Raw genomic sequence first — 4,168 nt, forward strand, 5'->3', positions numbered from 1 at the left:
ACTTTCCCCGCGGTGTTCCAGACGCCCGCCGCGGGGGAAGCATGATTTTGCGGAAGTGGGAATGCTCGCGCGACGCGGGACGATCGAGGGCATTACGTTCGATCCAAATGAAGGCGGCGAAGATCTATCTGCTGTGAAGTTCTCTTGTCACCGCCCTCGACGTTTCCCGCGGCGTTCACGCACGCGTGGAGCCACTGTGTCTGTTAGAGTGCTCCTTTCCCCTCGGATTTCCGAACTTACACTTGAGTGACGGGCAAACTCCGAGCTTTTGTTGATAAGCAATGGATGAATTAGCCCCCGCAGCAAGTATGAAATTCGACAGTAAGGCGCACTGCTGGCGCGACGCTGGGCGATCGCGAGAACCCTCATGCGTCGGCCTCACATTTTACATTTGCCAAGGAGGACCGCGCATTTAAACCACGAGGCGGGAGCAATGCTTCGGCTTGATGGCAGCATGTGCACCCTTGGCAGAAAGCCGCAGAGTCTTCGGCCGGCAGTCGTCGTCGCCACCCTGCCTCGCGGACCCCACCGAGCAGCCATAGCCATGCGGGTAGGCCGAGGAGACGACGCCTAAGACCGTTGCGGCGGTGATCGGTGCGCGGAAGACAATGCCATGTGCGCGACGGGTCTGTTAAGGTCATGGAGCCGGTGGACATTCGCAAGGGTGCGGAAGGGCGGCCGCGAGGCGGGCAAGCTGAATGCCGGGAGATCGCCAACTCCTCCGCAGCAGGCTTGAACTTCCGCACGATCATCATCTCGAACAGGATATCCAGATTCACATTCCCCAATTTTCAGCCCTTGGTTGAACGGCGGATGAGGCCAAGCCTTCTGTGTTGAGCTGAGGGAGCAAACGAAAATGATGCGCAAAATCGCAGTCAACCACAGCCCCGATCACTCAGTTTACGGTTTCGGCCTTTGCAGACCGCATATTGGGTGGCGAAAGATGTGCTCTAAAGGCGCAACCACGATTGTAAGCAGGCCCGATTGTAATTTGCAGGAATGGCAGAGACTACCTAACAGTGCGTTGCCGCGCGGCGGCTTTGGGCGACTCCGGACGGCAAGACGGCTCGGGAAAAGCAGCTATTCCTCCAAGCCTACCGTGTTGCACGTTCGATCTATTACTGACGCAACTATTCCTAAATCCCATTGGAAATTCGCGGCCGTAAATGTGAGACTGAGCGAGGTGGCCTATCCGGGGCCGCCCGTGTCATCAGGGGTTGTCGATCTCCCGGGAAGGGGCAGTCTTCGGCAGCCCGCCATGCCGCTCAAACGATGTCATCGGACTCGCACGGGCGTCAGCCATCAGCTCAAGATGGCGGGCTGTTCACAGGAACTGTGACAATGAAGCAGCTAGCTCTCCGCTACAACATGGGGCGGGCTCCACTCTGCTTGCCTGAATACCTTCCTCGCTGGCCGCCATAGACACGCCACCGCTTGTCTTTAGTGCTGATCGACCAGAACCATTTGCCTGGGTTCGGACCGTTCTTTTCGCCGAGAAGTCTGCCACGCTTGAGCCGAGGAACGACGGTTCGAAGTCGTGAGGAGCGTCAGAGCCGCGCATCACGATCCCGAACAAGCCGAACTGGCTCGACGATGGTAGGGAAAGACCCGATCACTTCGCCACCCTGCAGAACCTCATAACCGCTCGCCGGGGCGTCACGGACCTTCAATCGATCAGCGGGCATGATCTCTTCTCACGTCAGACGTCAAAAAGATCGTTGGGGCCGTGGCCCTCACATCGATGATATCGGGCCGGCCGATCTCGTCGATGATGTCAGGCGTGTTGTTACGAGGGCTGCCGACCTTGCTGCCGATAGGCCACATCTTCATGAGTTCGGACGGGAATGGCTTCATCAGATCGCGAGGATCGGCCTCCGGTCCGAGCCAGCGCATGTAATCGGTCGGCGCCAGGATCACCGGCATCCGGTCATGGATGGTTGCCATCATCTCGTTCGGCTCGCAGGTGACGATTGCGAAGGTGCGGATCAGTTCGCCCGTGATCTTGTCGGCATACTCTTCCCAGATGCCGGCCATGGCGAAGGGCTCGTCATCCTTCATCGCGATCGCATAGGGTTGTTTCCTCTTGCCCAAGAAATCTAGCTTCTGCCACTCGAAATAACCGTCCACCGGCACTAGGCAGCGGCGCGAGGCATAGGCTTCGCGGAACATGCCATTGGTCGCGATGGTCTCGCAGCGTGCGTTCACGGGCGGCGGGCGTCCGCTCCCGTCACGCGCCCAGCCGGGGACAAGACCCCACCTTGCCGACACGAAACCGGCCACGGAGATGGAGAGTTCCTCGCGGATCATAATCGGATAGTTCAGGCTCGGCGCGCCATTCCAGATGGGAAAGCCGTTGCCCATGCGCTCGACGTCGCCAGGATGGGCAAACTCGAAACGGCGTACCATGTCAGGGATTGTTGTTTTGACGAAAACGCGTCCACACATGAGATCATCAACCTGTCGTTGCGGAAGACCAAAATGGGAACGCTTCGGGGACGAGTCAAGCTGTTCCGAGCTTCTCCTTTCCCTTGCCGACTATAGACAGCTTCGGCGCGTGGGCTTCCCGGATCATCTTGGCGGCTTCGTCTGTAGTGACGCCGACCTTGCGGGCATAGTAGGCGGCTTCCGCTTCGAGCGCGCCCTCTAGTGGCACTTCAATCGCCTGCTTAGCTTTATGCTTGGCTTTCTTGTCAATGGCGAATCATAGCACATTGAGGGTCAAGGCGTGCCGCCCTCGCGATGGTCAAAGGCTTCGGCTATGACCTCGAACACGCTGGGCACTTCTTCGCTGATTTCGCTGGTGGCGATGCCCGCCTTGTTGGCAGCTCTCAGGACCTTGTCCGCAAGGTCGCTGATGACGATCGGATCATCGGTCGCGGTTTCGGGCAGCTGTTCAGCCATCCATTTGTCGAGGAAGTTGATGCCGCGTGCTTATCGAGGCTTAATTTCGGCTGCCGGATTATGTTCCCGTGCATGCTTGCCGTTTAGCCGCTGCTCCCTTAATCGCGCCGTTTTTGCCTCTCTGGCGTGTCGTTCCGCCTCCAGCACCAGCCTGCATTCGCGGTCCGCCCTATCGAACTTTTCCCGGTCAACCCTTCGACGTTTCAATGACAGCCTCCTCTGGTCTGACGGGCCAAAAAAAAGCGTCGACCTGAAAAAAGGTTCCCAAGAAAATTTTCGCGGCAGCGCTTGGTAAAAAGGGTACAAAAAATTTCTGTTGTCGCCGTCACCGGTGGCGGTATGAATTGCGACGGGACACGGGGCTTTTTGCGGCGTTAACTGTTGAGGACTTCTGCCATGGCAGATGGTGAGGGTGCCGGCCCTTCGGCATTTGAATTTGATATTCTGCGCGAGGCTTTCAGGAAGTCAGTGACCGAATTGAAAATCGGTGAGCAGCATTGGCCTGAACAAGCTAGGAAGCTCTATCGGGCGATGGCCGACGGAGAGCCCGACGATAACATGATAGCTTGGATCATCAGTCGTTAGGTACTGGCGGTTCATCGACGGCAGCTTCGTCAACTTCGGCTTCCATTTGATCGCTGACCGGCTTGACCTTGACGCCATCGTCCATCGGGACACTATCGAAGCCCTGCCGCCATGCGTCGGCATGCTCCTGCCAATGTTGGGGTCGGAACAAAAACTGTTCCCAGCGACACGCTAAGGTCGAACCGAGCGTGAACGTCATGCGGCGTGGCGTAACCGAGCCGGAAGTCTGAGCGACCGGAAGCCTTCAGGCATCTGATGTTCTGCATCCCAGGTGTAGATGCCGGTCAGATTGATGTGTTCCCAGCTCAGCGGCGAGACGTGCTTGAGCAGATGGTCCGGGATCTCGCGATGCATTTTGCGCAGGTGGGTGACGGCCCGTTCGATATAGACCGTGTTCCAATGCACGATCGCGCTAACGACGAGGTTGAGGCCGGAGGCGCGGAACGCCTGGCTTTCGAATGATCGGTCACGGATTTCACCACGCTCGTGGAAAAAGACGGCGCGCTTCAGCTTATGCGCGGCCTCGCCCTTGTTGAGGCCAGCTTGGCACCTTCGCCGCAGTGCCGGGCTTGAGTACCATTCGATCATGAAGAGCGATCGCTCGATCCGACCGAGTTCGCGTAGAGCTCTGGCGAGTTGGCTTTCCTTCGGAGATGCGGACAGCTTCTTCAGGATCGTAGAC

The 4,168-nt window shown here is 58.0% G+C and carries 6 protein-coding genes; 1 reads left to right on the top strand and 5 read right to left on the bottom strand.

What is annotated here, in order from left to right; all coding sequences use genetic code 11:
- Positions 1-1,674: 1,674 nt before the first annotated feature.
- The 3 genes from EN935_RS24900 to EN935_RS24910 form a co-directional block, all read right to left on the bottom strand.
- A complete protein-coding gene (locus EN935_RS24900; RefSeq protein ID WP_127266238.1) occupies positions 1,675-2,445 on the bottom strand; it encodes an SOS response-associated peptidase in 771 nt (256 codons plus the stop codon).
- Between the two features lie 55 nt (positions 2,446-2,500).
- Positions 2,501-2,653, bottom strand: coding sequence for a hypothetical protein (locus tag EN935_RS24905; RefSeq protein WP_245469074.1), 153 nt, complete (start codon positions 2,651-2,653; stop codon positions 2,501-2,503).
- Positions 2,654-2,718: 65 nt separating this feature from the next.
- Entirely contained in the window at positions 2,719-2,901 is a 183-nt protein-coding gene (locus tag EN935_RS24910; protein WP_127266239.1) for a DUF768 domain-containing protein, read from the bottom strand.
- A gap of 396 nt (positions 2,902-3,297) precedes the next feature.
- Here EN935_RS24910 and EN935_RS24915 point away from each other — a divergent pair, with 396 nt between their 5' ends.
- A complete protein-coding gene (locus EN935_RS24915; protein WP_127373705.1) occupies positions 3,298-3,486 on the top strand; it encodes a hypothetical protein in 189 nt (62 codons plus the stop codon).
- Here EN935_RS24915 and EN935_RS24920 read toward each other — a convergent pair.
- Complete coding sequence (locus tag EN935_RS24920; RefSeq protein WP_127266290.1) at positions 3,476-3,685, bottom strand: hypothetical protein; 210 nt, start codon at positions 3,683-3,685, stop codon at positions 3,476-3,478. The genes EN935_RS24915 and EN935_RS24920 overlap by 11 nt on opposite strands.
- Positions 3,682-4,168, bottom strand: a 487-nt coding sequence (locus tag EN935_RS24925; RefSeq protein WP_164771319.1) for a Tn3 family transposase, incomplete at its 5' end; no start/stop codon positions are given. The genes EN935_RS24920 and EN935_RS24925, both read right to left, overlap by 4 nt.

It is taken from the genome of Mesorhizobium sp. M7D.F.Ca.US.004.03.1.1 (genome assembly GCF_003998635.1).
In the GTDB taxonomy this organism is placed as follows: Bacteria; Pseudomonadota; Alphaproteobacteria; order Rhizobiales; family Rhizobiaceae; genus Mesorhizobium; species Mesorhizobium loti.